28 protein-coding genes are annotated in these 25,906 nt (G+C 59.1%); 9 read left to right on the forward strand and 19 right to left on the reverse strand.

Translation table 11 applies throughout. From position 1 onward, the window contains the following. Nucleotides 1-132 precede the first annotated feature (132 nt). On the reverse strand, nt 133-1,035 hold the full coding sequence (gene rimK, locus AC4PR2_RS11245; RefSeq protein WP_038880682.1) for a 30S ribosomal protein S6--L-glutamate ligase: 903 nt from the start codon (nt 1,033-1,035) through the stop codon (nt 133-135). 56 nt (nt 1,036-1,091) lie between these two features. Next, nucleotides 1,092-1,394 carry a YbjC family protein gene (locus tag AC4PR2_RS11250; RefSeq protein ID WP_033646672.1) on the reverse strand — a complete coding sequence of 101 codons (303 nt, stop codon included), beginning with the start codon at nt 1,392-1,394 and terminating at the stop codon, nt 1,092-1,094. A 230-nt stretch (nt 1,395-1,624) separates the two neighbouring features. Here AC4PR2_RS11250 and AC4PR2_RS11255 point away from each other — a divergent pair, with 230 nt between their 5' ends. Then, the gene (locus AC4PR2_RS11255; RefSeq protein ID WP_004938676.1) at nt 1,625-1,888 is read left to right on the forward strand and encodes a GrxA family glutaredoxin; all 264 of its coding nucleotides are present in this window, start codon (nt 1,625-1,627) and stop codon (nt 1,886-1,888) included. 45 nt (nt 1,889-1,933) lie between these two features. Here the strand turns inward: AC4PR2_RS11255 and AC4PR2_RS11260 are convergent, their stop codons facing one another. After that, a complete protein-coding gene (locus AC4PR2_RS11260; protein WP_033637808.1) occupies nt 1,934-2,323 on the reverse strand; it encodes an inner membrane protein YbjM in 390 nt (129 codons plus the stop codon). Between the two features lie 293 nt (nt 2,324-2,616). On the opposite strand from AC4PR2_RS11260, the gene AC4PR2_RS11265 reads away from it, so the two are divergent. Continuing rightward, complete coding sequence (locus AC4PR2_RS11265) at nt 2,617-4,305, forward strand: aspartate:alanine antiporter (protein ID WP_492175135.1); 1,689 nt, start codon at nt 2,617-2,619, stop codon at nt 4,303-4,305. Between the two features lie 249 nt (nt 4,306-4,554). On the opposite strand, the gene AC4PR2_RS11270 is transcribed toward AC4PR2_RS11265, so the two are convergent. The 8 genes from AC4PR2_RS11270 to AC4PR2_RS11305 form a co-directional block, all read right to left on the reverse strand. Further along, nucleotides 4,555-4,722, reverse strand: a complete 168-nt coding sequence (locus AC4PR2_RS11270; protein ID WP_346424254.1) for a hypothetical protein — start codon at nt 4,720-4,722, stop codon at nt 4,555-4,557. A gap of 58 nt (nt 4,723-4,780) precedes the next feature. Beyond that, nucleotides 4,781-5,524 carry an ankyrin repeat domain-containing protein gene (locus AC4PR2_RS11275; RefSeq protein ID WP_337046455.1) on the reverse strand — a complete coding sequence of 248 codons (744 nt, stop codon included), beginning with the start codon at nt 5,522-5,524 and terminating at the stop codon, nt 4,781-4,783. 89 nt (nt 5,525-5,613) lie between these two features. After that, nucleotides 5,614-6,387 (reverse strand): ankyrin repeat domain-containing protein, encoded by a 774-nt coding sequence (locus AC4PR2_RS11280; RefSeq protein WP_060440307.1) that lies wholly within the window; start codon nt 6,385-6,387, stop codon nt 5,614-5,616. Then, a complete protein-coding gene (locus tag AC4PR2_RS11285; RefSeq protein WP_492175146.1) occupies nt 6,384-7,865 on the reverse strand; it encodes a Tle-like phospholipase domain-containing protein in 1,482 nt (493 codons plus the stop codon). Before AC4PR2_RS11285 ends, AC4PR2_RS11280 begins: the two co-directional genes overlap by 4 nt. Nucleotides 7,866-8,246: 381 nt before the next feature. After that, nucleotides 8,247-8,597: a hypothetical protein gene (locus AC4PR2_RS11290; RefSeq protein WP_492175136.1), complete on the reverse strand. Its 351-nt coding sequence runs from the start codon at nt 8,595-8,597 to the stop codon at nt 8,247-8,249. Between the two features lie 183 nt (nt 8,598-8,780). Beyond that, a complete protein-coding gene (locus tag AC4PR2_RS11295) occupies nt 8,781-9,473 on the reverse strand; it encodes a beta/alpha barrel domain-containing protein (RefSeq protein ID WP_063989382.1) in 693 nt (230 codons plus the stop codon). Between the two features lie 32 nt (nt 9,474-9,505). Beyond that, on the reverse strand, nt 9,506-10,507 hold the full coding sequence (pdxA, locus tag AC4PR2_RS11300) for a 4-hydroxythreonine-4-phosphate dehydrogenase PdxA (RefSeq protein ID WP_492175137.1): 1,002 nt from the start codon (nt 10,505-10,507) through the stop codon (nt 9,506-9,508). Continuing rightward, nucleotides 10,504-11,619: a four-carbon acid sugar kinase family protein gene (locus AC4PR2_RS11305; RefSeq protein WP_492175138.1), complete on the reverse strand. Its 1,116-nt coding sequence runs from the start codon at nt 11,617-11,619 to the stop codon at nt 10,504-10,506. The genes pdxA and AC4PR2_RS11305 overlap by 4 nt, the downstream gene beginning before the upstream one ends. Nucleotides 11,620-11,731: 112 nt before the next feature. Here AC4PR2_RS11305 and AC4PR2_RS11310 point away from each other — a divergent pair, with 112 nt between their 5' ends. Then, a complete protein-coding gene (locus AC4PR2_RS11310; protein ID WP_060440311.1) occupies nt 11,732-12,637 on the forward strand; it encodes a LysR family transcriptional regulator in 906 nt (301 codons plus the stop codon). Nucleotides 12,638-12,692: 55 nt separating this feature from the next. On the opposite strand, the gene eco is transcribed toward AC4PR2_RS11310, so the two are convergent. Both eco and AC4PR2_RS11320 read right to left on the reverse strand, forming a co-directional pair. Further along, on the reverse strand, nt 12,693-13,205 hold the full coding sequence (eco, locus tag AC4PR2_RS11315; RefSeq protein WP_049202226.1) for a serine protease inhibitor ecotin: 513 nt from the start codon (nt 13,203-13,205) through the stop codon (nt 12,693-12,695). A 140-nt stretch (nt 13,206-13,345) separates the two neighbouring features. Further along, nucleotides 13,346-14,191 carry a 5'-methylthioadenosine/S-adenosylhomocysteine nucleosidase gene (locus AC4PR2_RS11320; RefSeq protein WP_060440312.1) on the reverse strand — a complete coding sequence of 282 codons (846 nt, stop codon included), beginning with the start codon at nt 14,189-14,191 and terminating at the stop codon, nt 13,346-13,348. Between the two features lie 147 nt (nt 14,192-14,338). On the opposite strand from AC4PR2_RS11320, the gene AC4PR2_RS11325 reads away from it, so the two are divergent. Further along, complete coding sequence (locus tag AC4PR2_RS11325; protein ID WP_060440313.1) at nt 14,339-15,073, forward strand: phosphatase PAP2 family protein; 735 nt, start codon at nt 14,339-14,341, stop codon at nt 15,071-15,073. A 5-nt stretch (nt 15,074-15,078) separates the two neighbouring features. After that, nucleotides 15,079-15,684 (forward strand): undecaprenyl-diphosphate phosphatase, encoded by a 606-nt coding sequence (ybjG, locus tag AC4PR2_RS11330; protein WP_060440718.1) that lies wholly within the window; start codon nt 15,079-15,081, stop codon nt 15,682-15,684. A 37-nt stretch (nt 15,685-15,721) separates the two neighbouring features. Here the strand turns inward: ybjG and AC4PR2_RS11335 are convergent, their stop codons facing one another. Then, entirely contained in the window at nt 15,722-16,558 is an 837-nt protein-coding gene (locus AC4PR2_RS11335) for an aldose epimerase family protein (RefSeq protein WP_492175139.1), read from the reverse strand. Nucleotides 16,559-16,771: 213 nt separating this feature from the next. On the opposite strand from AC4PR2_RS11335, the gene deoC reads away from it, so the two are divergent. From deoC to AC4PR2_RS11355, 4 genes are all read left to right on the forward strand, one after another. After that, nucleotides 16,772-17,452, forward strand: a complete 681-nt coding sequence (gene deoC, locus AC4PR2_RS11340; protein ID WP_038881133.1) for a deoxyribose-phosphate aldolase — start codon at nt 16,772-16,774, stop codon at nt 17,450-17,452. Nucleotides 17,453-17,605: 153 nt separating this feature from the next. Continuing rightward, nucleotides 17,606-18,370, forward strand: coding sequence for a DNA-binding transcriptional repressor DeoR (gene deoR, locus AC4PR2_RS11345; RefSeq protein ID WP_060421601.1), 765 nt, complete (start codon nt 17,606-17,608; stop codon nt 18,368-18,370). 978 nt (nt 18,371-19,348) lie between these two features. Further along, the gene (locus tag AC4PR2_RS11350; RefSeq protein WP_038881129.1) at nt 19,349-20,647 is read left to right on the forward strand and encodes an HAAAP family serine/threonine permease; all 1,299 of its coding nucleotides are present in this window, start codon (nt 19,349-19,351) and stop codon (nt 20,645-20,647) included. Between the two features lie 92 nt (nt 20,648-20,739). Further along, nucleotides 20,740-22,107 carry an L-serine ammonia-lyase gene (locus AC4PR2_RS11355; protein ID WP_025302221.1) on the forward strand — a complete coding sequence of 456 codons (1,368 nt, stop codon included), beginning with the start codon at nt 20,740-20,742 and terminating at the stop codon, nt 22,105-22,107. Between the two features lie 54 nt (nt 22,108-22,161). On the opposite strand, the gene AC4PR2_RS11360 is transcribed toward AC4PR2_RS11355, so the two are convergent. Genes AC4PR2_RS11360 through AC4PR2_RS11380 form a run of 5 tightly spaced genes read right to left on the reverse strand, consistent with a single transcriptional unit; the run spans nt 22,162 to nt 25,899 of the window. Further along, a complete protein-coding gene (locus AC4PR2_RS11360; protein ID WP_443014836.1) occupies nt 22,162-22,827 on the reverse strand; it encodes a helix-turn-helix domain-containing protein in 666 nt (221 codons plus the stop codon). Further along, nucleotides 22,824-24,212, reverse strand: a complete 1,389-nt coding sequence (locus AC4PR2_RS11365) for an FKBP-type peptidyl-prolyl cis-trans isomerase N-terminal domain-containing protein (RefSeq protein ID WP_197801822.1) — start codon at nt 24,210-24,212, stop codon at nt 22,824-22,826. The genes AC4PR2_RS11360 and AC4PR2_RS11365 overlap by 4 nt, the downstream gene beginning before the upstream one ends. Next, complete coding sequence (locus tag AC4PR2_RS11370; RefSeq protein ID WP_060435266.1) at nt 24,209-24,631, reverse strand: YuaE family lipoprotein; 423 nt, start codon at nt 24,629-24,631, stop codon at nt 24,209-24,211. The genes AC4PR2_RS11365 and AC4PR2_RS11370 overlap by 4 nt, the downstream gene beginning before the upstream one ends. A gap of 24 nt (nt 24,632-24,655) precedes the next feature. Continuing rightward, entirely contained in the window at nt 24,656-25,210 is a 555-nt protein-coding gene (locus AC4PR2_RS11375; protein ID WP_100396930.1) for a fimbrial protein, read from the reverse strand. Nucleotides 25,211-25,260: 50 nt separating this feature from the next. Next, nucleotides 25,261-25,899 carry a fimbrial protein gene (locus AC4PR2_RS11380; RefSeq protein ID WP_100396929.1) on the reverse strand — a complete coding sequence of 213 codons (639 nt, stop codon included), beginning with the start codon at nt 25,897-25,899 and terminating at the stop codon, nt 25,261-25,263. Between the last annotated feature and the right edge of the window lie 7 nt (nt 25,900-25,906).

The raw sequence follows: 25,906 nt of genomic DNA on the forward strand, positions 1-25,906 counted from the left end.
ACCAGCCTCACAATATTCAATACGCGAAAAGGCGCATAGCTTACGGAATATTCACCCGATACGCCACGATCAATGCGGCTTAATTCACTAATTAAGATATTGCTCGGCCAGAAAAGCGCGCCGCCTGCCCCGTCACCCGCCGGATTTCAGGCGAAAGCCAGGCCGGCCGCGCTGCTCGATGTATTCGATCATCATGCCGGCGATGTCCAGCCCGGTGGTGGTTTCCACGCCTTCGAGCCCCGGCGACGCGTTGACCTCCATCACCAGCGGGCCGCGCTCGGCGCGCAGGATATCCACCCCGGCGACGTCCAGCCCCAGCGTGCTCGCCGCTTTCACCGCGATCGCCCGTTCTCTGGCGGTGATGGTCACCTTGCGGGCGGTGCCGCCGCGGTGCAGGTTGGAGCGAAATTCGCCGGGCTTGGCCTGCCGCTCGATGGCGGCCACCACCCGGCCGCCCACCACCAGGCAGCGCACATCGCTGCCCTGCGCTTCGCGCACGTATTCTTGCACCAGGATATGCGCGTTCAGGCCGCGAAAGGCGTCGATCACGCTTTCCGCCGCCTGGCGGGTTTCCGCCAGCACCACGCCGATGCCCTGCGTGCCTTCCACCAGCTTGACCACCAGCGGCGCGCCGCCGACCAGCTCGATCAGATCGCCGGTGTCGTCGGGCGAATGGGCAAAACCGGTGATCGGCAGATCGATGCCCTGCCGCGCCAACAGCTGCAGCGAACGCAGCTTGTCGCGGGCGCGGGTAATGGCCACGGATTCGTTTAGCGGGTAGCTGCCGAGCAGCTCGAACTGGCGCAGCACCGCCGTGCCGTAAAAGGTGATGGCGGAGCCGATGCGCGGAATCACCGCATCGTAACGCTCCAGTTGGCGGCCGCGATAATGAATGGTCGGCGCCGCCGGATTGATGTTCATGTAGCAGGAGAGCGGATCGATGATATCGATGCTGTGCCCGCGATCTTCCGCCGCTTCACGCAGCCGCTTGCATGAGTAGAGCGTTCCGTCGCGAGAAAGAATGGCAATTTTCACTCGTCACCCCAAAAAGACCAACGCCTGCCCGGCAGGCGGGTTAGCGGCCGCGGCGCTCAGGCGCGCGGATCGCTGTCCTGATTATCTTTCGATTGCGGCTTGCGGCGATCGTTTTCCGGCGGCAGACCGCCGCGCATCAGCGGCCCGAAGCCCTGCACCACGCGCCACACCAGAAACGCCGCCGCCGGCACCATCAGCGCCACGCCGAGGAAAATCATGCCGACCGCCGCCTGCTGCGACGCCAGCCAGCCCGGCAGCTGCAGGTGGCCGTGAATGCTGAGGTAGGCCAACACCAGCATCACGATGCCCAGCCCTTCCAACACCAGCACCGGGCGCGGTAAGTCACCGAATGAACGCATATTTTTCTTCTCCAGAAGGTCTGCCCCCAGTGTAGTGAATTCCCGTCGGCGGCGACAGCCCCGGCCGACTAATTGGTTACATGAATCAGATTAACAGGTAATTCCTGCTTTTTTTTCACCGCCTCAACGGGCATAGTAAGCGCCATCTGACGCAGGTAATGACTTTTTCGGTGACGGGATGTCGTTGCGGTAGCGAACAATTTATTGAAAATCCAATTAAGGAGCGTTGCATGTTTGCAGTAATCTTCGGGCGTCCTGGCTGTCCTTATTGTGTCCGCGCTAAAGAACTGGCGGAAAAACTGACTGAAGAACGCGACGATTTCAACTTCCGTTACGTTGACATCCACGCGGAAGGCATCACCAAGGCCGATCTGGAAAAAACCGTCGGCAAACCGGTTGAAACCGTGCCGCAGATCTTCCTGGATGAGAAGCACATCGGCGGTTGCACCGATTTTGAAGCTTACGCCAAAGAACACCTGAACCTGTTCCAGTAAGTTTTTGAACGACAAAGACAAAAAAGGCGCTTAACGCGCCTTTTTTTATTGCCGCTGCCGCCGGTGCAGTTGCTGCAGCGTCTGCAACAGGCCGAGGGCGAACAGCATCAGCATCGCACCGAACACGCACCAGAACACCGCGCTGGTGGCGTACGCCAGCTCCTGCCAGAACGAAGAGGACGGCGTCAGCCAGAAGTGGCGGATCAACAGGCACAGCGGCAGCGCATACAGCGCGCCGAGCAGCGGGCAAAGCAGCCGCTTGCGGCTCGACAGATAGCTGGCGATCGCACCGGGGATCACAAACAGCAGCAGGCCGGTTTCGCCGTGGTGCTCATGATCCGTGCTGCCGAACAGGCCGGTTTGCTGGCCGAGAAACACCAGGCTGAACAACAGAAAACAGCTGAGAATGCCCAGCCAATATCTATAACTCGTCATGCGAATTCTCCCCCGCCCAATTACTGCATCAATAGAAATCGGCCTGGCCCCCGCGCGGAGACGCTGAACCGAATTTTTTCCTTGGTCAAAAGAGAGTTAAATGCGCACGGCGGCGCAGGAAATCAGCTTTCTGTGCTGGCTGTCATCGGTCATAGCGTCTAGAATGAACGCCGCCGAACGATGGTTCGCTTCGCCTTACGCTGGTGGTGATTTATGACGTCGTTTTAAGGCTGAATTTATCTCTTATAGTTATCTATATCAAGCACTTACTGGTAAACAATAAGTTATCCTCCGTGAACATAAACGTCGCTAGTTTGTTAAACGGTAACTACATTCTGTTACTGTTCGTGGTACTCGCACTGGGGCTGTGCCTCGGTAAACTCCGTCTGGGCTCCGTCCAACTCGGTAATTCCATTGGCGTTTTGGTGGTTTCGCTGCTGCTCGGCCAGCAACACTTCGCCATTAACACCGAGGCGCTGAATCTCGGCTTTATGCTGTTTATTTTCTGCGTCGGCGTGGAAGCCGGGCCCAACTTTTTCTCGATTTTCTTCCGCGACGGCAAAAACTATCTGATGCTGGCGCTGGTGATGGTCGGCTCGGCGATGGTGCTCGCCATCGGTCTCGGCAAGCTGTTCCACTGGGACATCGGCCTGACCGCCGGCATGCTGGCCGGCTCGATGACTTCGACGCCGGTGCTGGTGGGCGCCGGCGACACGCTGCGCAACACCATCGTCAACGGCCCGGCGCTGCTGGCGGCGCAGGATCATCTGAGCCTCGGCTACGCCCTCACCTACCTGATCGGTCTGGTCAGCCTGATCTTCGGCGCGCGCTACCTGCCGAAGCTGCAGCACCAGGACCTGTCCACCTCTGCCCAGCAGATCGCCCGCGAACGCGGCCTGGACACCGACAGCCAGCGCAAGGTCTACCTGCCGGTGATCCGCGCCTACCGCGTCGGCCCCGAGCTGGTGGCCTGGGCCGACGGCAAGAACCTGCGCGAACTGGGCATCTACCGCCAGACCGGCTGTTACATCGAACGCATCCGCCGCAACGGCATTCTGGCCAACCCGGACGGTGACGCGGTGCTGCAGGTGGGCGATGAGATCTCGCTGGTCGGCTACCCGGACGCCCACGCGCGGCTGGACCCGAGCTTCCGCAACGGCAAGGAAGTGTTCGATCGCGATCTGCTCGACATGCGCATCGTGACCGAAGAGATCGTGGTGAAGAACAGCAACGCGGTGAACAAGCGCCTGAGCCAGTTGAAGCTGACCGACCACGGCTGCTTCCTCAACCGCGTGATCCGCAGCCAGATCGAAATGCCGATCGACGACAGCATCGTGCTCAACAAGGGCGACGTGCTGCATGTGAGCGGCGACGCGCGCCGGGTGAAGAGCGTGGCGGAGAAGATTGGCTTTATCTCGATCCATAGCCAGGTGACCGACCTGCTGGCGTTCTGCGCCTTCTTCATCATCGGCCTGCTGATCGGCCAAATCACCATTCAGTTCAGTAACTTCTCGTTCGGCATCGGCAACGCCGCCGGCCTGCTGATGTCCGGCATCATGCTCGGCTTCCTGCGCGCCAACCACCCGACCTTCGGCTACATTCCGCAGGGCGCGCTGAACATGGTGAAAGAATTCGGCCTGATGGTGTTTATGGCGGGCGTGGGCCTGAGCGCCGGCGCCGGCATCGGCCACAGCCTGGGCGCGGTCGGCGGCCAGATGCTGATTGCCGGGCTGATCGTCAGCCTGGTGCCGGTGGTTATCTGCTTCCTGTTCGGCGCCTACGTGCTGCGCATGAACCGCGCCCTGCTGTTCGGTGCGATTATGGGCGCCCGCACCTGCGCGCCGGCGATGGAGATCATCAGCGACACCGCACGCAGCAACATCCCGGCATTAGGCTACGCCGGCACCTACGCCATCGCTAACGTGCTGTTAACGCTGGCGGGTTCACTCATCGTGGTGCTATGGCCAGGGATACTCGGCTGATCGATTAGCGGGAGAGATGGATCGGCGATAAAAATATTTTGATTTTTTTGTCGCCGGCCAGAACTTTCGTTGGGGGCCGCAGTCTGAATTAGTGCCACTGCTTTTCTTTGATGTCCCCATTTTGTGGAGCCCGATAATCCCGCCTTTTAGGTTCAAGATTATCGGGTTTTTTGTTGCCTGAAACAGCCCGCAATACCTGCTGTCGCTGCCTCGTCGTCAGACATAAAGCATCCTGCCTCTGGGTGTCGCTTACGCCAGCATCCCCATCAATGTGCAGGTTTCAAAATAGAAACGCTGCTTGTGGGTTCGCCACTGTTCGGTGGCGCCAAAAACGGCTCTTAACAGCACCCCACTCTCGTCACCACCGGCTGGATGCTCTTTGATGGCACATCCCATCATCTTCCTGTATGTCATCATGTCATGGTACTGCACTGGGGGAAGTGCCGGCATTGTCCCCCATGAGAGTCGAGACCATCTAATTCACCTGTTTTATTTTTTCTTTAATTTTAATTAGCTTTTTTATGTACGCATTGCTCTTATCACCTTTGGCTATTTCCGCAGAAATCAGAGAAAGGAAGCTGTCATTAAAGTCATCTTTGGCTAAGGGGTTAGCGCCATGAGCCAAAAGAACCTCAATGTGCTCAGGGCAGCTGTTATACAGCGCATTAATTAATGGCATTCGGCTCATAGCGCCTTTGATATTAACATCAGCTTTGTATGCAATTAATATCTTTAATGTTTCGGTGTTCGCCGCATCAAAACTTTCAAATATAATGGGTTGATTATGAACCTTATCTCTGGCATTTGGAGAGAGCCCGCCCTCTAACATAGCTTGTATCCATACGCCTTTATTCGCCTTCATAACAAATTCAGCTGGGCTACTCCCCCCCTCAGCTCTTGGCTGCAGTGGGTCTGCTCCCGCCTTGACCAGAGCCGTAATGATCTTGAGCCGCTCTGGCGTGTTCTTGTCAAAGATAGCGTTATTTATCGCCCAGAATAATAACGTCATCTCCGCCTTGGCCGGCCGATTTAACGTTTCTTTGCTTACCGTCGGTAAAACCTTATCCAGCTTTTGCCTGTCACCCTCGTAGATGATCTTGGCGATGTCCAGCTGCTTACCTTCAAAGTAATCCTGTGGTTGTAGATCCCTACCTTGTTCGCATCCCTGCATCATGAGCATCGACAGCAACATGATAATGATAAGAGTGCTGAGCCTCATACCATCTCCATTTTTAACATAACCACGGCCCAACTTTGCTTTATTACCGTATCAGTATCCCTCTACACCCTTGGGATACTGAGAACAGCTTATTTACTGACAGGAGCAGGCGGCCATTTCCCGCCACGCTTAATTAGCTCGTCTTTGATGCGCTCAAGAGACGCTTTCGCCTCACTGCCGTCCTGACTCCTATTAATCAGCCGTTGCAGTTGATTACCCATCGTCCAACCCGAGTTGCCTCTTATATCGCTATCGGCACCTTTTTCTAAAAGAAGAATGACGTGGTCATAGGAGTGATAGTCTAAAGCATCGATGAGCAGCGTATCACCCAGTGAATTTCTTATATTTATATCAGCACCATGCTCCAACATGACCTCTAATGTTTCTGTGTTTTTTGCAAAGATGCTATTAAATATAATGGGTTGATTATGAACCTTATCCCTAGCATTTGGAGAAAGTCCGCCCTCTAACATAGCCTGTATCCAGATACCTTTATCCGCTTTCATAACAAATTCAGCTGGGCTACCTGGCGTGTTGGGTTGAGGCTGTAAAGGATCTGCGCCGGCTTTTACCAGATCAGTGATAATTTTCAGCCTTTCAGGTGTGGTTTTATCATAGATGGCATTGTTTATTGCCCAGAACAATAAGGTCATTTCTTCCTTAGCTGGACGATTTAAGATCTCTTTGTTTACTGATGATAACTGTTTATCCAACTGCGGCCTGTCACCATCATAAATGGCTTTGGCAATGTCCAATTGCTGACCGTCAAAATAATCCTGCGGTTGTAAATCCATACCTTTTTCGCACCCCTGCATGATGAGCGTAGACACTACCATCGTGATAATGAGAATAAGTTTTTTCATATTCTTCCCTTGATTGTGGCAATGTCATCGTCTTTTTCATTTTCAATGCATTGTATCGCCTGGTCTATACCGTGCTTATCCAGCAGTGAGCCTGTTCCACCGGAAAGCGTGTGTTTTACTCCCACGGCGTCAGGCGCCAACATGGACAACCGTTCTTTCGCCATCACCGCCGGCGGATAAAATTTGAGGTCTTTGGCATCCTCCCACAAATCAACCTCCTGCAGCTTGGTCAACAGCTCCCCTTTCACGCGATACGCCTGAATATTATCGACACTGCCTATTATAGAGCCGCCGTATTTTTCTACGGTTCCCGCATGCAATCCAGCGGCATTAAACGTCCAAGCTGGCTTGCCGCTGGCCATGGAGGCAGCAGACGCCATGCCACCGCCTAATGAGTGACCTGCAACGTCGATATTGGATACCTTTGAAATTTTATCGCCAATACCAACCGCTTTTTTGTAGTATTCAGAATTAAGCCCTATTCCCTGAGCACCGTTGTTGTTCCAGTCACTGAGATTTTTAATGCCTGATAAGTCACCCCTTATTAAAGCTTTTTGGGTTGCGCGGCTTATTCCCTCCGGGAATTCTGGTGCCCGCGATCCGCGGAATACCACCGTCGGGTTCATCGCCTTGCCAAAGACACTTTCGTCTGGCTGATAAACTCGGGCTAAAAAGTCAGGATTCATTGGTTTGTCATAAAGCATGTTACTGCTCAAACCAAGCCGGCCCAGCACCCCATCATTGTTACTGATGTCCTTCCAGCCCTCAGGGATGTCTATCGTGTCCTTGAGTGGGTTAGTGGTCTTGTAAACATTCTCAGCCAGCTTCGCTTTTTCGACCGCGACGTTGTTCTCCGCCAATCGCTGTGCCGCCATGCGCGCATCCGGGTAAATGCTGCGGTTGCCTCGCCCTATCAGGTATTGGCGTTCTTGCCAGCGCTCTGCCTTGGTCATCGGACGGATGGCCTGTACCGTGGCGGCAACGGTTGCCACTGCGGTAGCGATAGCTTGCTGCAGAGGGGGATTCAGGGTCGTATTCTGCCTCGCCGGCAGCACCGTCGGTTTTGCCCGCCGGCCATAGCGGCTGACCATTTCTTCATAGCGGGCGATCACGCGCCCTGTAGGATAAAAGGCAGGAAGAGAGCAGCCGGGATAGCGCTGTAATCGGCCTTCCGCGTCGACGTAAAACGCGTATTTGGTCGGCGTCCAGGCGCCCATTCCCTCATCAATCGCCAGCAAGCCGCCCCGATTGAGATCATCGAATACGCTGCGCTTCACAGCCGCGTCCTCACGATAACCGGTGACGCCAATACCGGATTGAGTATTACGGGTTATGGAATACCGGCTGCTTATCGATATGCCGGCTGCGCCGCCGAACAGATAATGCCGTTCCAGCTCATGGCGCGCTTTTGTCGGGGTGAGTATCCGGGAGAAACTTTCCGGCGCCGTGTGTTCAGAAAAGAGAGAGAGCAGCTTCATACGGCACCAGCCCGTACGTCGCTTCCCTGAGGCGGCGTTCCGGCCCCTTTCCTTGTCACCTCGCCGAGATTTAGCGAACGATAACGCATTGGATATCCTTATCTTGCAGGTCACTGCATGTCCGTGAATGTTCGAAAAACTAGCACAATTCAGCAAAGATTGCTTTGTTGTCTTTCTGTTCACACCGTAACGCTTGGTGGAGGAAATCCATGCAGTGGCGTTTTTCGGCAGCGCCATCTGGCATACGCCATAGGAAAATAAATCTCAGATAAAAGCCTGGCGGAAAATCAGAAGGGATATAGAGAAAAAGAAAAATGGCACACCCGACGTTGCTGGGCTGCTTTTGCTGCGCCGGCCCCAGGCCGGCGCAGCAACGCCCGTTTAGAACCGCTGTTTGATAGGTTCATCACTGTTCAGATTGCCGTTGGCCTGCGCTTCTCCGCAGGTGGTGGGGCCAAAGGCCACCACTTTGCCGTCGCTGTTTCTGAAGCCGACGTAGAACGGCGTCACGGTGCCGTTCGGCAAGCGGTGGTTATAGTCGTGGCACACGCCCTGGCCGTTCAGCGTCGGCCGGGTGGCGATCGGCGCGCCGAAATCCCGGCTGACCGAGCGCTTGTCGGCGCCGACGTGAAAGGCGTCGACGATCTTTTGATCGCGCAGCAGGCTGAAGGTATCGCAGCCGGTTAACAACAAGCTCACCGCCACAACGGCACTCCCTAACCCTTTATTCATTTTTCACTCCCTCTATATATATTGAACCTGGCGGCAATTACGCTGTTTTGCCGGGTAAACGTCGGCGAGCGCCCAAGGGCGTGCCTGCTCGCTAGAGCATTAAAAAGAGAAGCCATACAAATTAATGATTCAACGAATGAGATAACCGCCCCATCGCCGTGGAAAGAACCGAATGGAGACGCGTTACAGTTTGCGGATCACATTGCCAATCAGGCATTTCACGGCGTTGACTTGCGCCGTCAGCCCCGGCTTGTCGGCGGGAAACACGCCGTCCAGCGCCGCGGTACCGACGGTGAAGCCAACCGCATTGCCCGTCACCACGGCGGCGATGCGATCTTCGCGGTCGATAGACCCGGCGATATAAACCGGTTTGTCGACCGCATCGCACACCCGCCGAATCAACGTCGGCACGTCGCCGGCAAAGCGGTAGGCCAGCAGATCCAGCCCTGTCACGCCCGGTAAAGCGGCGCGCTGGCGGGCGCTGGCGACAATGTCTTCGATGTCACCTTCCAGCACGCTGGGATGGCCGCTGATGCGGCCGGCAAACGGATAGTAGCGCAGGCCAGACTGACGAATGATCGGCAGCACGCTTTCCGGCCGCGTCCCCCCCATCAATACATCAACGCCCAACGCCAGCGCCGCGCGCGCCGAATTCATCTCGCTTTCCTCATCCAGGCTAACCACTTCCAGATAAGCGGTGGCGCCACCGGCGTGGATCGCCTGCGCCAACTGTTTGAGTTGATCCAGCGGCAGGCCGATATCCTTAAAGCCGATATGCTTCACGCCGGCAGCCAGCACCTCTGGTAGCCGCGCTTGCGCATCGGGCACCGTGCTGTCGTTGCGCGTCAGCATGAAAATAAACTCGGGTGTGTGCATGGTGTTTCCTTATTGTCTTCAGGTGATATGAGTTATTGGGCGTGCAACATTTTTTCCGCCTGCCGGAAGGCGTACAGCAGGCTGGCGTGTTCCGCCCGTCCGCTGCCCGCGATATCGAACGCCGTACCGTGGTCGACCGAGGTGCGGATAAACGGCAGGCCGACGGTGACGTTAACGCCATGATCCACCCCGAGATATTTCACCGGGATCAGGCCCTGGTCGTGATATTGGGCGACCACGATGTCGAACTCCCCGCGCCGGGCGCGCATGAAAACGGTATCGCCGGGCCAGGGGCCGCTGACGTCCACCCCCTGTTCCCGCGCCAAGGCAATGGCGGGCACGATGACGTCAAGATCTTCGCGGCCGAACAGGCCATTCTCCCCGGCGTGCGGATTCAGGCCGGCCACCGCAATGCGCGGTTTCGCAATGCCCAGCGCCCGACAGGCCGTTTGCGCCAGATGAAACGCGCGCAGTTCGTTTTCCACGGTCGCCGCGTCGATGGCGTCCCGCAGCGAAACGTGAATGGAAACCAGGATCACCCGCAGCTCGTCGTTGGCCAGCATCATGGCGAAGTCCTGGGTGCCCGAGCGCGCCGCCAGGATCTCGGTGTGCCCCGGATAATCGATCCCCGCCAGGCGCATCGCCTCCTTGTTCAACGGTGCGGTGACGATGCCGGCGATACGCCCCGCCAACGCCAGATCGATGGCGGCAACCACCCAGGCATAAGACGCCGCGCCCGCGCGCTTATCGAGCCTGCCGAGGGGCAGGTCCGCCGGCAGCGCAACGCCGGCGGAATAGACGGCGGTTTCTCCCCGCATCCAGGCTTCGTCCCATCCCGCCAGCGAGGCGGGCAGCTCGCGGAGGTGCAGCGTCAGCCCCAGACTGGCCGCCGCGCGCGCGAGGGCACCGGCATCGCCAATCACCACATAAGGCGTGCTCAACCGCTCTGTGGCCGCCAGTTTGGCGATGATCTCCGGCCCGATGCCGGCGGGATCGCCCATGGTTATCGCCAGCGGCAAGGTGGAAAGGGTCATCGTTTTTCTCCTTCTCGGTCAGCGCGCAACCGGGTTACGCAGTTCAACAACGTGGCAGCCCGGCCAAAACCGCCCGCCTTGGTGGCGAACGGCAGCCTGCGGCCCGGCAGATTTAACAACCCGAAAGGCACGCCGGGTTCCACCTCACCGAACAGCGTCAATGAGCCGGCCGCCATGGCGTCGACGATACGCCGCGCGGTATCGCCGCCGCTCGCCACCAGCCCGTCGAAGGCGGGCGTGCAACGGCTGACGACCGCGCCCAGCGCAGCGGCATGATCCGCCGTGGCCGCTCGCGACCGGGGCGACATCAGGCAAACCACATCGGCACGCGCAAACGCCGCTCGCACCTCTTGCGCTATCGCCTCGGGATCGGCCGCTTCAGGCAGCATGACAAGCACCGCGCCCGCCTGCCGCAGGCTTGCCAGCTGGGCGTCATTCGCCGGATGCAGGCTGCCAATCGCCACCAGCACCTTGCGGGCTCGCAGCGGCGGTTGAGCGGGCGGCGCGTTCTCCTCCGAGGACAACGCACGCGACAGCGCCGCCGCCAGGCCCGGCGATCCCACCCACACCACCGGTTCGGCAATGCCGATCCGCCTCACGACCTCATCCAGCTCGCCGTTGTCTGCGGCGTCGAATACCTGAAAGCGCGTCGGTTCCAGCCCCGCCATGCGCTCCATGACGTAGCCGGTGACGATCGGGTTCTTCGGATCGCGCGCAAAGGCGGTCTGCTCCAGCGCGACGCCGTCGACGTATTGCCGGCCGCCCACCGTGGTGCGGCCGGCATCCGGGAAGGCCGGCGCGACGATGGCGAGACGGCGCCCGCTGCCCGTCAGCGCCCCGCGCGTTTCCGGCCCCAGATTGCCGCGCAGCGTGGAATCCACCGTTTTGTAGATGAGGCGCGCCGGTTTCACGCAGGCGGCGGCATGGCGAAAACGCCGCTCCGCCTGCTCCGGCGAAACGAAGCGGGAATCTAAATCGAAGGCGACGATCTCCGCGTCCTGCAACGTGGCATCGGGCAGGCGCAGCATGACGCAGGCATTCAGTCCGCGTGCGGCGAACGGGGCCGCGCCGTCGAGCGCGCTGGTAAGATCATCGGCGAGAATGGCAATCATCGCAGTTACCCGTAAGTGGAAAGTGATGCACACTTTGGCGGATTTGGCTGGCAATAAAAAACGATTTGCGTAGTATAGATGATTGACAAAAACTCAATCAAAAGGGGGCACAGTGCGTCAACGAAGATTGCCTAACCTGGCGGTATTGCGGGCTTTCGAAGCTACGGTGCGGTACGGCAGCGTGTCGAAAGCCGCCAAATCTCTCAACGTCACCGACGGCGCCGTCAGCCGCGCGGTGCGCGAATTCGAGCAGACCCTGGGATTCGCGCTGTTTCAACGCACCAGCCGCATGGTGCATCCGACGCCGCAGGCGCAAGAGCTGGCGAGCGAGATCGGCCGGGGGCTGGACAACCTGCAGTCGGCGATCGACCGCGCCTGTCGGCATCATCAGAATCGCCCGTTGGTGATCTCCTGCGAGCCGACCTTTCTGATCCGCTGGCTGATCCCGCGTCTGGCCGGTTTGCAGCAGGCGGTGGGGAAAGAACGCGATCTGCAGCTGGTCTCCGCCGGCGGCGCCGTCGCCTTCTCGCGTGAAGGCATCGATCTGGCGATTCGCCGCAACGATTTCCCGATCGCCGACGACGTGGTCGCCCGCCCGTTCCTCAAAGAACGGGTCGGCCCGGTATGCCGCCGGGAGCATGCCGCGGCGGGGCGTGAACTGCGCGGTACCCTGCTCCACACCGAGACGCGCCCGTATGCCTGGCGCGACTGGTGTGCCCACAGCGGCATCGAGATCCGGCCGGGCAACGAGCTGCGTTTCGAACATTTCTATCTCAGCCTGCAGGCGGCGGTCGCCGGTGCCGGTATCGGCATCGGCCCGTTGGCGCTGGTGGCGGATGATATCGTCAACGGCGCACTGGTGGCGCCATATGGCTTTGCGCCTGACGGGACGGATTACGTGCTGATGACCCAGGCCGACGCCCAGGAGGATGCGATCTTCTCAACGGTGTTGGATTGGCTGATCGCCATGGGGGAAGAAACCGAACGGGCGGTGTTGGTGGGCGAAAAAAAAGCGTAACGGGGGAAAGTCTCCGCCTGCCGCGCAGGGCAAGCGGAGTGGCGTCAGACGGCGATTACTTCTGTTCGGCCTGGCTTACGGTGTCTTCGGCTTTCCAGATGCGGTATTTCACTTCCGCGTCTTTCGGCGCGTATACCACGATCGGCAGGCGGCTGTTGTAGCGCTGCATCGCGGCATCACCCAGGTTGGCGGCGATGAATTGCTTGGTCTTGGTGTTGTCCGGGCAGCCCATCAGCGTGGAGGCCGGATCGGACAGCTTCTCCAGTACCAGGTAGTCATAGCCCCAGCCGGAGAGGGTTTTGGTCTCCAGCGTGCCGCCAATCATGTGGCGGTTGCAGTCCACTTCCAGCGTCTTGCCAATCAGCAGCTCCACCTTGTAGTTCTCTTCGTGCTCTTGCTTCGGCAGGTAGATCACCTGGCGGTTCATGCCCTTCTCGGCTTTCGGGTAAGGCGCGATTTTTTCCAGCGGCTGTTTGCTGATATCCGCATCATCACCAGAGGTCGCCGCCATGGCGCCGGCGGAAACGGCCATCAGCAGGCCAGAAAATACAACGGATGCCTTGTTCATGTTTTATCCCTACACGTTGTCAAATAATCCGCCTATAAACTAATACACTACAGCCAAGCCCGCCACAGGTTTAATCTTCTTTACAATAGGCGATCAATAGTGACAATCGCCTGATATCGCCGATTAACCGGAGTAATGACTCAGCGTTTCTTCAGGTTGGCAACATAGGCCTTCACCACCTGATAGACATAATCCTGGCATGCCAGCCCGGTTTGCGGATCGTATTTGCCCTGATTGGTGATGTTGTTGGACAACACGCGAATGCCGACGAACGGCACCTTGAACTCGGCGGCGATCTGCGCGGCGGAGGCGGTCTCCATCTCTTCGACCGACGTCCGGTAGCGGTCGTGGAAATAGCGAATGCGATCCAGCTCGCTGTTCCATACGTCGGCCGAGCCGATCACCCCTTCCACGACCTTGCCCTGTCGGTAATCGCCCTTAACGCTTTGCGCAATCGCCAGCAGGTTGGGGTCGGCGGGAAACTGACGCAGGCTGTGCGCCTTTTTGTCCTCGCCGGCGCTGCCTTTGGAAGCCAACAGATCCATCGGCTGCCACTGCCGCGAGTCGCTGCCTTCCCCCAACGCCTTGGCCGGCGTTTTGAACGCCCCGAGATTGACCGAATATTTGCCCAGCACGATGTCATATACTTTCAGTGCCGGATCATGGCCGCCGGCGGTGCCCTGGTTGATGATCGCCACCGGGTGAAACTGCGTGGCGGCGATCGCCGTGGCCGCCGCGGCGTTGGACATGCCCTTCAGCGTCTCCGACACCACCACCGGGTAGCCGTCTACGGTGCCGTGCCAAAAGCGCCAGCCGCCGATCTGCTCCTCGCGCGGGTTTTCCAACCGCTGGGCAAAACGTTCCGCCTCCACCGGCATGGCGCCCTGCACCACGATCGGCCCGGCGGCCGCAGGTTGGCCAAAGCTCAGCGGAGAAAAGGCCGCACCGGCAGCCGCCAACAGTAAGACACGCGCTTTATTCTGCATCACCACACTCTCATCCCGAAAAAAAGCAAACGATTACCTTAGCCGAAGGCGGTGGCCTCGGATAGGGTTTTCTTACCGGTGGACTAAGGTTTTCTTAAGACAGAATTATTACAGTGGCGTTATTCAATCCTGCCACCGAGCCTGCGCGTGAATCCAGAATCGTCATTAAATCAATCCTCAACGGCACCGCAAATTAAGACAACCGCCCTTTACTCCCTGCCGGCATCCTTTTACCGTTGGCAGGTTTTTGGCCTGCTGATCAGCGGCCTGCTGTTCCTGTGGCTCTCCCGCAACGAACAGCTGGACTGGGCGATCAGCAATTATTGGTACGATCCCGCCAGCGGGCATTTCCCGTGGCAAAACAATTATTGGCTGGATCTGATCAACCACCGCCTGCTGAAGCAAATAGTGATCGTCGGGGCGGTACTGACGCTGTTTTGGGGCATCTATCGCCGCAGTGCGCGCCTGATCGTGACCATGCTGTTGATCGGGATCGGCCCGTTGGTGGTAGGCATTCTCAAGGCCACCAGCGCGCACTCCTGCCCGTGGGATCTGATCGAGTACGGCGGCAAAGCGATGTCCTTCCCGCTGTTCGGCGCGGTACCGGCGCTGCCGGGCCCCGGCCGCTGCTTCCCCGGCGGGCACGCCTCGAGCGGTTTCGCGGTCATGGCGTTGTTTTTCCTGTTTTATCCGCAGCGTCCGCGCCTGGCCTGGTGGTGCTGGTGCGGCGGCATTGCGCTCGGCATGCTGATGGGCTTTGGCCAGATCATGCGCGGCGCCCATTTTCTTACCCATAACCTGTGGGCGGGTTGGTGGGTTTGGTTAAGCCAGTTGGCTATTTATTGGACGGTTAGCGGCTATTGGCGCCGCAAGACGAGGTAACGGTTATGGAACAGTTGAACCATTTTCTTTTCGCCTGGATCAATGCGACCCCGGCGTCTCCCGAGTGGACGATCGATTTCGCCACCTTTTTGGCGCGCGATCTGATCATCATCGTGCCGCTGCTGATCGTCGGCCTGTGGCTGTGGGGGCCGCAAAGCCAGCTGGTTTCGCAGCGCCAGGTGGTGGCGAAAACCACTATCGCGCTGCTGTTCGCCATGCTCGCCGCCGCCACCATCGGCGCGCTGCTGCCGCATGAGCGCCCGTTCGTCGCCGGCGTTGGCTATACCTTCCTGGCACATGCGCCGGACAGCTCGTTCCCAAGCGATCACGGCACCGCCATCTTTACCTTTGCGCTGGCGTTCCTGTTCTGGCACCGGGTCTGGTCCGGCGTGCTGCTGATGATCGTCGCCGTCGGCATCGCCTGGTCACGCGTTTACCTCGGCGTGCACTGGCCGCTGGATATGGTCGGCGGTTTCCTGCTCGGCCTGGTCGGCTGTCTGTTCGCCCAGCTGGTGTGGAATCTGTTCGGCGATGTCATCGCCGACAAGCTGTCGCGCCTGTATCGTTTCCTGTTCGCCTTCGCCATTCGCCGTGGCTGGGTGAAAGAGTAACTGCACAACATGACCGGGGCGTTACCGCCCCGTTATTTCACACCACGCCGGTGGTCACGCAAAACGCCCGCGTTTTTCCCGCCCCCAGCATCATTCCCGCCTCTTCCTCCAGCGCATTCGGGCGACAGTTCGCCGGCTGGATAAAAGCCAGCAGCCGCCGGTTGCCCTGAACGGCGATGCGCCGCAGGCCATAGTTGAATTGCCCGGTAGCGAAGCGCGTCACATAGCGCCGGCCTTGCGGTGCCAGCATAAAGAACTCGGCCTGATCCACATAGCGCGACAGATCGTCGGAGCACAGCAGTTCCTGCCCGAGCGCATCCCCCAACAGCGCCGGCGCCGGCAGGTTCTGACGGAATACCGCGTCGGGAATGCAGCCGTAGTTGAGGCGACACACATAGCGCAGCGGCTGCGGCCGCTCGGCCAGGTTGGTGAGCGTCATCTCAATGGCGAACTGTGCGCTCTGCGCCGCCAGACGCAGCGCCGGGCCGATGCGCCAACGCCCACCCGCCCGCTCCCCCTCGCCGTGCAACGTCAGCTCATCGCCCGCCAGTTGGAGCCACACGCGTTGCATCTGCAGCGGCTCACCGTCCTGATTCGGCCAGGCAGGGCAGAACGCGGCATCGTCAGCGCGCTTTCTTCCGGCGCCCTTTACGCTGCGGCGGCCCGACTTCAGCGAATAACCGTCAAACTCGGCGTCCCAGATCGCGAGGCCCTGATACGGTAAAACCGTCAGTGCGCCACGATGATTCGCCAACGTCAGCATCGGCCCGCGTTCTGTGCAGCGATGCGTGCTCACCGCGAAATCCGCATTGCGGAACAGTTCCTGCCGATGCGCCCCGAAAGCTTCAGGAGCCAGATCGATGTTGATCTTCATCTTTTTTCCCTCGACGCTGCGCCCGCGCAGGCCGCGAGCCCTGAAATGTTATTTAAATAACAAATGAAACGCCTTTAAGTTATACCTATAACAGCATTATAGCGACGATCGGATCGACATTTTTTAAACATCACTAGGTTTATCGGCATCTAAATGTTATTATTTTCACATTATCCATCCCGCTTACTGTCTTAACCTCACTAAGGAATCGCGATGACCACCGAAACCATCGATTACGCCAGCTATGTTGACCACACCCTGCTGGCGATGGACGCCACCGAACTGCAGATCGCCAAACTGTGCGAAGAAGCGCAGCAGCACAACTTCTATGCGGTATGCGTCAACTCCGGCTACGTGCCGCTGGCAGCCCAGCTGCTGCAGGAAAGCACCGTAAAAGTCTGCTCGGTGATCGGTTTCCCGCTGGGTGCCGGCCTGACCGTCGCCAAAGCCTTTGAAGCCAAAGCGGCAATCGCCGCCGGCGCACAAGAGATCGATATGGTGATCAACGTCGGCTGGTTGAAAAGCGGCCTGTTAGACGAAGTGAAAGCCGACATCGCCGCCGTGCGCGAGGTTTGCGCGGCGATCCCGTTGAAGGTAATATTGGAAACCTGCCTGCTCAGCGATGCGCAGATCGTCCAGGTTTGTGAAATGTGTCGCGAACTCGATGTGGCCTTCGTGAAAACCTCCACCGGCTTCAGCACCGGCGGCGCTCGGGAAGAGCACGTCAAACTGATGCGCGAGACCGTAGGCAGCGAAATGGGCGTGAAAGCTTCCGGCGCCGTGCGCGATCGCGCCACCGCCGAGAAGATGATCAACGCCGGCGCCACGCGTATCGGCACCAGCTCCGGCGTCGCCATCGTTTCCGGCGCGCAGCCGGCGGCGGGCAGCTACTGATCGTCGGCATGCCCTGACGGGCACTGCCAATACACTCCGATGCGGGACAATACGGGCGGCCAAGGCGGCCCGATATTGCCCCGCATTGTTGTGTTTAGCGCCGGACACGCCGGCACGCCCTTTTACCTCTACTACCTGTGGGAAGACGGACCTATGGAAACGCGGCGCGAAGAACGTATCAACCGGCTAGTTCAGGCGTTAAAACGCGCTGACAAGATCCACCTGAAAGAAGCCGCCGTGCTGCTGGGGGTCTCGGAGATGACCATTCGCCGCGATCTGAGCGCCGAACCGGCGGCGGTGGTGCTGCTCGGCGGCTATGTGGTGACCGATCCGCGCAGCAACGGCGTGACCAACTACTTCGTTTCCGATCAAAAAGCCAAGCAGGTGACGGAGAAACGGCGCATCGGCCTGCTGGCGGCCCCGTTGATCAATGAAAACGACACGGTGTTTTTCGACTGCGGCACCACTACCCCGGCGATCATCGACGCCATCGCCGACGAGCTGACCTTCACCGCCGTCTGTCATTCGCTGAACACCTTCCTGGCGCTGCAGGACAAACCTAACTGCAAGGTGGTCCTGTGCGGCGGTGAGTTCAAGCCGAACAACTACATCTTTTCCAGCGTCAGCGGCCGTAACGAGCTCGATCACATCTGCCCGAACATCGCCTTTATCTCCGCCGCCGGCCTCAGCCTGCAGCACGGCGCCACCTGCTTCAACTTCGACGAGCTGGAGATGAAGCATCGCGCCATGGCGATGGCGCAGCAAAAGATCCTGGTGGCAGACCACAGCAAGTTCGGCAAAACCAAACCGGCCTGCATCGGCCCCCTGACGCAGTTCGATCGGGTGATCAGCGACCGCCAACCGGACGCCGACTTCATGGCGTTCTTCAACGACAACGCCATCGCTACCCGCTATTAGTCCGCCTTCTGCGCCGTCGAAACCGACGGCGCACCGCTGCAGTCCCCTTTTTCCCCGCCCGAAAATGAACAAATAATGCGCAATCGATTCGCGTTTTTCGCTTATCCGCACGCAACATCAGGTTAATAAAATGCAACAGATCACCCGAGTGATTATTTTCTCGCAGGCTAAACCGGCTGTCGGCTGCGTGAATTAACGACTATTTATGGCTTTTATATGATAAATCGCGCCAAAGGCCGGGATGTTTAAATAAACGGCGGTTTAAGCGATTGCAGCAAATCTCGCCAATACCTGTTAGTTATCTGTTATTTATATGATGAATGGTTACGCATTTTTATCCGCTAACCACGTAAGTAATTTCCCTTCGTTATTAGCGGTGATTTTTAATAAAAAACCATTAAAAACAAATATATGAAATGAATTTTACTTAAAAATACAATGTGATCTACGTCACTAAAACTGCTTAATCCGGGTTTTTCGCTAGATCCAAAACCACGCATAAAATATATTGCTCGGCTTGCTGCTGAGCACAGCGCTTTATCCGGCTAATTATTGTACAAACCGCATAATCGCAGAAATCTTTATGAGAGCGTTCTCAGCACAAAATCTTACACAAATGTGCAACAAATGCGCGAAAAATCGATAAAAAAGAAGATAACTGCACATATTGCGCATTTGAGAGCAGGATCACGGTTGTTTCTACTGTAAATCGTTATCTTGCCGCCAACAAAAATCGACAGGCAAAGACCTGTCGGCAGCGGTAACGACTTTTATCACCCGTGACGGTGAAAAGTCTTTAGTGAATTACCCGGCGCTGTGCCTTGGTAATGAACGCAATAAACAACCAGGGGGACGCCAAAACATCCCCGCAAGCAACACCTGATTCTTACCGCAAGCGTTGCCTGAATAGGACGTTTGACGGTTTAACCTTAAGTTTTGCCTTTTAATTTTAAATTCGTGTTCACTTCGGAGATATTTATGGACACTACACAGACCGGCACAATTGCCTCTGCGGCCTCGGGCTCCAGCAGTACCTGGCGTAAAACGGATACCATGTGGATGTTGGGCCTGTACGGCACCGCCATCGGCGCAGGCGTCCTGTTCTTGCCAATCAACGCCGGTATCGGCGGTTTGATTCCTCTGATCATCATGGCCATCATCGCTTTCCCGATGACCTTCTTTGCCCACCGCGGCCTGTGCCGTTTCGTTCTGTCCGGCAAAAATCCCGGTGAAGACATCACCGCCGTGGTAGAAGAGCACTTCGGCATCACCGCCGGTAAGCTGATTACCCTGCTGTACTTCTTCGCCATCTACCCGATTCTGCTGGTTTACAGCGTGGCGATCACCAACACCGTCGACAGCTTCATCACCCACCAGTTGGGCATGACATCGCCACCGCGCGCCATCCTGTCGCTGATTCTGATCGTCGGCCTGATGACCATCGTGCGTTTCGGTGAGCAGGCCATCGTGAAAACCATGAGCATCCTGGTCTTCCCGTTCGTCGCGGTGCTGATGCTGCTGGCGGTGTATCTGATCCCTAACTGGACCGGCGCCATCTTCGAAAACGTGTCGCTGTCCGGCAGCGGTACCGGCATGGGCCACGGCCTGATCATGACCCTGTGGCTGGCGATCCCGGTAATGGTGTTCTCCTTCAACCACTCGCCGATCATCTCCGCCTTCGCCGTCGCCAAACGCGAAGAGTACGGCGCAGACGCCGAGAAAAAATGCTCCCGCATTCTGGCTTATGCACACATCATGATGGTGCTGACCGTGATGTTCTTCGTGTTCAGCTGCGTGCTGAGCCTGACGCCGGAAAACCTGGCGGAAGCCAAGGCGCAGAACATCTCGATTCTGTCTTACCTGGCTAACCACTTTAACAACCCGATGATCGCGTACATCGCGCCGGTTATCGCCTTCGTCGCCATCACCAAATCGTTCCTGGGCCACTACCTGGGCGCCCGTGAAGGCTTCAACGGCCTGGTTGCCAAGTCGATGAAGAGCCGCGGCAAAACCGTCAGCACCGCCAAGCTGAACCGCATGACCGCTATCTTCATGCTGGTGACCACCTGGATCGTCGCCACCCTGAACCCAAGCATCCTGGGCATGATCGAAACCCTGGGCGGCCCAATCATCGCCATGCTGCTGTTCCTGATGCCGATGTATGCCATCCGTAAAGTGCCTGCCATGCGCAAGTACAGCGGCCACATCAGCAACGTGTTCGTGGTTGTGATGGGTCTGATCGCCATCTCTGCTATCGTGTTCAGCCTGCTCGGCTAATCACGTCCGGCCGGCGCCGCTGCGCGCCGGCCCTCCCGCACTCCCCCATTTCCCGTATTCACCGCCTGAAACCTGAAGAAGGAGGCGAGACCATGGTCAGCGTTTTCGATATTTTCAAAATTGGCATCGGCCCATCCAGTTCCCACACCGTTGGCCCGATGAAAGCCGGCAAACAGTTCGTCGACGATCTGATCGCCCACCAGCAGCTGCAGGACACTACCCGCGTGGTGGTCGACGTGTACGGTTCGCTGTCGTTGACCGGTAAAGGCCACCACACCGATATCGCCATCATCATGGGCCTGGCCGGCAACCTGCCGCACGACGTGGACATCGACAGCATTCCGGGCTTTATCCGCGACGTCGAACAGCGCGGCCGCCTGCCGCTGGCCAACGGCCATCACGAGGTGGATTTCCCGCTGCACGGCGGCATGAACTTCCACAGCGACAACCTGCCGCTGCACGAAAACGGCATGCGCATCCGCGCCTTCGCCGGTGAACGCCTGCTGCACAGCAAAACCTATTACTCGATCGGTGGCGGTTTCATCGTCGACGAAGAGCACTTCGGTCAGTCCGCCGAGGGCGCCACGCCGGTGCCCTACCCGTTCAAATCGGCGCACGATCTGCAGCAGCATTGCAAAGACACCGGGCTGTCGTTGTCCGGCCTGGTGATGCAGAACGAGCTGGCGCTGCGCAGCAAGGCGGATATCGACGCGCACTTCGCCGACGTCTGGCAGGTGATGAGCGCCGGTATCGAACGCGGCATCAACACCGAAGGCTTGCTGCCCGGCCCGATGAAAGTGCCGCGCCGCGCCGCCGCGCTGCGCCGCATTCTGGTGACCGGCGATAAGAACAATATCGACCCGATGAACGTGGTCGATTGGATCAACATGTTCGCACTGGCGGTCAACGAAGAGAACGCCGCCGGTGGCCGCGTGGTCACCGCGCCGACCAACGGCGCCTGCGGCATCATACCTGCGGTGCTGGCTTACTACGACAAGTTCATCCGCCCGGTGAACGCCAACTCCTACACCCGCTATTTCCTGGCGTCCGGCGTGATTGGCGCGCTGTACAAGATGAACGCCTCGATCTCCGGTGCCGAAGTGGGCTGTCAGGGGGAAGTGGGCGTAGCCTGTTCGATGGCGGCGGCCGGGTTGACCGAGCTGCTGGGCGGCAGCCCGGCGCAGGTGTGCATCGCGGCGGAGATCGCCATGGAGCACCATTTGGGGCTGACCTGCGATCCGCTCGCCGGCCAGGTTCAGGTGCCCTGCATCGAACGCAACGCCATTTCCGCCGTCAAGGCGGTCAACGCCGCGCGCATGGCGATGCGCCGCACCAGCGAACCGCGAGTTTGTCTGGATAAGGTGATCGAAACCATGTACGAAACCGGCAAAGACATGAACGCCAAATACCGCGAAACCTCCCAGGGCGGGCTGGCGATCAAGGTCGTGGCCTGCAATTGACCGCCACGGCGAATCACTAAAGGCGCCGGCCGTTCCGATCTGGCCGGCGCCGTTTCAATGCCGCTCTTTCCCTGCCGCAACGCCCGGCTGAATGCCGGCTCGAGCCCCCACGGCGCCGGGACGGGCGCTGTGCCGCAGCCAACCGTAAAGTTCGGCATTACGCCGGAATCCCATCTTGCGCATAACGCTCATCTTGTGATTGCTGACGGTTTTCACGCTGATGTCCAGCATCCGCGCAATTTGCGTCACCCCCATCTCCCGCGTCATGCAGCGCATGATCTCCTGTTCCCGCAGCGTCAGGCCTCGGTGCTGACATACGCAGTTCATGCCACAACCCGGCCTACCCGGCCATTTGCTGCGCCGCTCCAGTTCGGCGCTCACCTGATACAATGCCGATACCAGCGGCGTATCGTGGTAAATGACGCCGGCCTCCAGCGAGCATCGGGTGCCGACGGTGCGTTTATGCCGCCCCTCCGGCGTTCGCAACGAGAAATACAGCGTTTTGCGCCCTGCGGTCTGCGCCTCAAAGAAGTGACAAAAGCAGCTTTGCACGCCGGGAGGAAAATAGCAGAACACCAGATCGGCTTCGTGAACCTGCTGCGCATCCAGTAACAGCGTGCGCTTGCCGTAAGTGCTGAAGTGCAGCGCCAGGGCCTCGTGCCAACCGGCGCTGAAGTAACGGTTTTCATCAAATAGCGCGATTTTTATCATGGTGTTCATCCCTGCCCTCCCGCCGTTCCGGCTTCCCGTTTAACCGCCTGGGCCCCCTTTGTCGGAGCCTGACTGTTGTCGATGCGTAATTCATAAATCATGGTGGCGTTAGGTGGCACTTTCGGCGGGTAGCCAGTTTCGCCGTAGGCCAGCGCCGGCGGCACGACCATCGTCAGCGAACCGTGGTTATGCAGATGGCTTATCGCCTCCCTGAACAGCGGCGGATACTCGGACAGCGGTTGCGACAGCACCTTGCCGCTCAGCTCCATATCCTGGATCACCGTGCCGTCGGTCAATTTCTCCTTCACGACCACATCGACCACCGCCGTTGGCGCCAGCACGCCCTCCCCGGCGTAATCCACCCGATACCAAAAGCCCATCGCCGACTGCTTTACGCCCTTTTGTTGACTGAACTGCGCCAGATAATCTTCATCACGCCGCCGCTGTTCGTTAACGCGTTTCTCACGCGCGGCCATGGCGGCGGCATCCGCCTGCGCCGTCAGCGTATTCAGTTCATCCGGCGGCAGCTGCAAACGCCCCGACACGCTATCGATGACGCCCGCCAACAGGCTGTCGCGGTCCACCGGTACGCCCCAGCTTTGACGCTCCGTCACTACCCCCTGAATATCCCGCCCCAGCGCACTGCCCGCCGCATAGGACAAACGCTTGCGTTCATCCTTCAACTGCTCCGGCGTCACCTCCCATTGCAGCCGCTTATGCAGCGCCAACAGCGCTTCGCGCGTCTGCTGGGTCACTTTCTGCTCATCGGCCCGTTTCTGCTCACTCGCCTCCAACGCGGTACGCAGAGCGTGCAGTTCCTCCTGGTGCTCGCGCTGGCGTTGTGCAAGCGTCTGTGCCGATGCCTGCGCGGCGGACTCCAGCTCGGTGACGCGCCGTTCGGCCTGCATCGCCGTCGCTTTGGTTTTGGCGGTTTCCTGCGTCGCCTGCCGCAGCAGCGCCTCGGCGCGCTGCGCATCGGGCGAGCCGCGCCAGGCGGTGCCCAGCCCGGCGATCCACTGCTGCAGCGTTGACGAATCGGGCAACGTCGCGACGGGTGGTGCCGCTTTCTCCGCCCGCAGCGCGGCGAGTTCCTGGCGCAACACCGCCAGTTCCATTCGCTGGCGCGCCAGCTGTTGGTCACGCGCCAATAATTCCTGGCTCAGCGTAAAAGCTTTGGCCGGGGAAGCCGGCTGGTGGGTATCCGACGGACGCTTTGCCGGCTCACGCTTTTTTTGCCCCGCCCCGCGGTCGGCGGGCGCCGCGTTTTCGCTCGCCGGCCCGGTGTTCTGCCGTTGATACTGCTCGGCAAACTGCAGCAGCGCCGGCACGCCGTCGTCCGCCTGCGCGACGCCGGTGAACAGCAGAGCCGCACAGCCCAGCAGGCGCAGCCTCATTTAACCTGCTCCCCGCGATCCGCCAAGCCGGTCAACACCGCCTGATTCACCCCGGCGCACAGATAGTTGACCTTGTAGCGATACAGCGCATCCACCGTCTCCTGCGTGTCGCCGTTTACCCGGGCGCGCAGGTTGGCGTACTGCGAAGCGCCGCTCATCAGGCTGTCGAAGGCCTGTTTATAGCGCTGATACTGTTTCTCGTCGATCGTGCGCAATGCACCCAGTTGCTCCTGGCACTGCTGCAGCTGCTCGGCCTCACGCTGCTTGCGCAAAGCCTCTTCTGACGGAGCCTGCACAGCCTGATTTTTGGTGTTCACAGCCGGCTTGCCCGACTTTTGGTTTTGACAGGCGGCGGCGCTCAACGCCAACAGGCACAGCAGGCCCATGCGCAGGGCGCGATTGAGGGGCTTTATCATCATTGCGTTTTTTGTCCTTGTAGACGCTTATTCATATTCCAACGTAAAAGTGGCCACCGCGCTGAAGGTGCCGCGGCCGATGGACTTCGTTTGGATGGCCTCCGGCTCCCCCTGCACATAGGCCTGCAGCGTGAGCGTGGTGTTACCGGCATTCAGGCGGAATTTATCGCTGGCGCGATTGAGCGGCAGCGCCTTGCCGGTGCTGTCCTCCAGCCCGATGCCGATCCCCGAGGCCAGGCTGCCGGCATCCAGCGCCAACAGGCCGGGCAGCTTAGCGTTCTCGGTGCCGGTAAACGTGATGGCCACCGTATTGCCCAGGCTGAGATCGCACTCGGTCAGGTGCAACGCGAAGCTTTGGCTATGGGTACGGGTGTTCAGATACAGGTATTTGTCGACGATGGTGCCGAAATCCAGTTGAATATCCTCATCTCCCGGCTGAATGACGCACGGCTCGGCTACCAGCGTACCGTGAAAGCGCATGTTTTCCGCCGCAGTCGCCGGCGGCGCCATCATGCCGGCCGCCATGACCATGCCTGCCCCCAACAGCGCGCTCCGGCGCCGGTTCGTCTCTGTCGCGCGCATGTCGCCACTCCCTTTGGTTGTGCTTGCGCCGGTCCGACGCAAGCGGCGTATTAGTCGTAATAAAGGCGGAAATCGATCGCCGCACGGTAGGCGCCGGCGCTCAGCGTCGCCGGGGTTCGCACCGGCGTCACCGTATACGTCAGGGTGTTTTGCCCCGGCGTCAGCAAGATCGGTTTGTTACGCGCGCCGAGGCGCACCGGCAGGCCGCTGGCATCCGCCAACTGCAGCCCCAAGCCGGTGACGCCGGCCACCCTGACCAAACCCGGCGCGTCGTCATCCGCAGGCGCGGCAAACGCCACGGACACCGCAGGTTGACTGCCGCTCCAGGCCAGAACCCCGGTCCAGGCGTCGCGGTTGCTCGCCGGCGCCCGCAGACAGTCTTTCAGCGTCAGCTCGAACGCCACCGGCGTGCCGCGATCGCCCGGGCGCTGGAAGTGCGCCGTCCCCGTCTCCCCCAGCCACACTTCCTGACGAGCGCTGGTCATTTCCAGACTGCAGGCGCTTTCCGTCAACGCGCCGTAGACGTGGAGCGTGCCGTTCGCGCCCTCCACGTCCCAGTTGTCCACCGCGCGGGCCGACGGCATCAGCATCAGCATCGTGCCTGCCGTCAGCGGTACCATCAGCGCGGCCAACACCGTCAGGCCGATAGTGCGTCGCTGATGACGTTCATAGGCCTTTCCCAACAGCATGGGGATC

Source organism: Serratia sp. A07, from assembly GCF_058725505.1.